The organism is Bradyrhizobium sp. th-b2 (assembly GCF_000426785.1).
Lineage (GTDB): Bacteria > Pseudomonadota > Alphaproteobacteria > Rhizobiales > Xanthobacteraceae > Bradyrhizobium > Bradyrhizobium septentrionale.
The window spans coordinates 1-2,437 of the sequence record NZ_AUGA01000206.1; the positions used below are offsets into that span (position 1 = coordinate 1).

Annotated in this window: 2 protein-coding genes and 1 pseudogene; all 3 read left to right on the forward strand. The window is 60.7% G+C overall.

Annotation, left to right across the window (positions count from 1 at the left end; genetic code table 11):
* A pseudogene (locus K359_RS62860) lies at positions 1-94 on the forward strand (IS5/IS1182 family transposase); the annotation flags it as partial.
* A gap of 410 nt (positions 95-504) precedes the next feature.
* A complete protein-coding gene (locus K359_RS60755; protein WP_156929138.1) occupies positions 505-741 on the forward strand; it encodes a DUF1127 domain-containing protein in 237 nt (78 codons plus the stop codon).
* Positions 742-1,043: 302 nt separating this feature from the next.
* Entirely contained in the window at positions 1,044-2,180 is a 1,137-nt protein-coding gene (locus K359_RS63900; protein ID WP_245284960.1) for a peptidase M15, read from the forward strand.
* Positions 2,181-2,437 lie beyond the last annotated feature (257 nt).

The window sequence follows — 2,437 nt, forward strand, 5'->3', positions numbered from 1 at the left end:
GTTTGGGGACTGGAACAGCGTGTTCCGGCGCTTCAGTCGATGGAGCATCAAGGGTGTTTGGTGGCGGATCTTCGAGGCGATGTCCGATGATCCGGGCTTGCGAAGTAATCTAACGGGCCGCAATCGCCAGAGGTGTGCGGCGCATTAATTTTTCAACTTCCTTGACCGTCGACGCCAGTTCTGGGTCATTCGCGTTGGTTTGAGCGCGTTCGGACTACTTTCCGTTCCACCTCAACTAACGGACATCGTTCAGCATGAACGGCAGGTCAGAATGCGCCAACAACCGACACATGCACCGCAGCAAATAGCGGGCCTCATTCGATCACCTCGTCGGCGAGCGACAGCAAGGTACGGAGCACGGGTATGCCGAGTCTCTTTGGCGATCCTCAGATCGACCATTGAGCAGCAAGGGTGGTTGTAGTACAGAAGCCACTCGGGCCATTCACAACCGCCCGATGAGCTCCCGCAGCCAAGCGTTGTTTCGCTCCATTGAGGAGGTGAAACATGCCTTGCGGCAGCACGATCAACAATTCAACCAATACTCTCGACGCAGCTTCAGCCTCTTTTCCGGCCTTTAGGGGGCCCCGGAGAATCCCGGCTGCGTGGCTGGCCGGATTAGCACTGTGGTTGGAACGACAGCACCAATACAGGGAACTTCTTGAACTTGATGACTGGCTGCTCGCCGACATTGGCGTATCGAAGGCGGATGTTGAAGAAGTGCGAAGGTGCCCTCGTACCTAGATGCGTGGCGCGACAGCCGATAACATTGGCGAAGCCGCTTTCGTTTGCGCCGCGACCCAATGTCCGTTTCGTCTCACCTCTTTCGCCGGGAGATGAACCTTCGGCGCCGTTCCAATTCGACGGTGTCAGAAAAGTGCCACCAGGGCGCGAGTTGCATTCGGGCAACATCGGTCAGAAAGATGCGTCGTTAACCTTCTTTCGCCATTGCGCGACCGCGCCCTGAGCCGACAATCCGCCTCGTCACATGCTGCAATCTGGCTCCCGAGGAGCCCGTGGAGGCTGGGATGATGAACTCGCGGCGGGTGCGGGCGGCGGTGTTGGGCGGGACGGTCGTTCTGTCGTTCTCGTGGTTTGCGGCGTTCGGTGCGGCTGGCGTCGAGAAGATCGGTGCGTCAGTCACCGGTGCGTCAGTCGATGATTCCCGTGCTCCTGATGTTGTCGCCGATGCCGTATCCGCGACATCACCAGCAACTGCCACGTCGAACGCTGCCGTCGACGGCCCCGATGCAGTGGTGACCATGAGCGAACAGGAAGCGGTGGCGACCACCAATGCTGCGCCGACCGTACACGAGACGGAACCTGTCGTCGCGGCCGCGTTGACCGATCCGGCGCTCCCGCCGGACACTCAACCGGGGCAGACGCCGGCAGCGAACACGCCGGATCCGGAGCCTCGCGGGGTCAAGGCAGCGGTGGACTCCGTCGAAATCCTCGACGAGTGCTGGGACGTCAACGCCTGCATCGACCGCTATCTGTGGGCGCTCTATCAAAGGACGCCGAAGGAGGACACCATCAAGGTGCCGGAGCAGAGGGAGGTGACGGTAAAGAGAAAGAAGAAGATGGTGACGGTCACCAGAACCTTCACCAGGCTTGTCGATGAGGATTTCGCCTGGAAGGACACCAAGGCGGCCGAAAGAGCCAGCATGCCCATAATGGACTACGTCATGGGAGGCGTCGATCGGAGTTTCAGGCTGAAGCTCTTCCATGCGCTTCTCGCGGCGGAACGGGCCGGCCTGTCGCCCGGCATCACCAGCGCCTTCCGCGATGACTACCGCCAGTCGATTGCAAGCGGGCTGAAGGCGGCCAGCAACAGGTCGTATCACGGCGGCAGCCTCCGTGGCGGCTACGGCCATGGGCTCGCGGCCGACATCGTCAGCATCGACGGCGCGACACGCGACGACCGTTGGAGATCGTCGGAAAAGCTTTGGAAATGGGTCGACGCGCATGGCAAGGAGTTTGGCGTCGCACGCCCCTATCTCGATTTTGACCCGGCGCATCTGGCGCCGATCGATGGCCAGGAAAATGCCGCCCACCGCGGTGGCGCCAAAACGCGGCACGCGGCGTTGGACGCGAAGAAGCGCAGCCGAAACGCGGCGCACGATATTCACGCCGCGGTGAAACGCGCAAAGACCGCGAAGTCATCGAAGGTGCGAACGATCTAAGCGGGATCACGATGGTCCGTATGGTGGGGTTAGCCCACCGGGTCCGCGCAAAAGCGCGGCGCGATGACGGCTCCGGCGTAACCCACCAACGTCGTACCCCGAAGACGGCGGGCAACGCTTCGCTACGCGTGTACTTATAAACGTCGCGTCCGCTTTGCCCTGTATTGTGTTGAAAAACTCGACCGTTGAATCCGAAGGAGATCACTGATTCATTCTGTCGGTGTGGGCGGGAGACTTGAATCGATGATGGGTCCGCG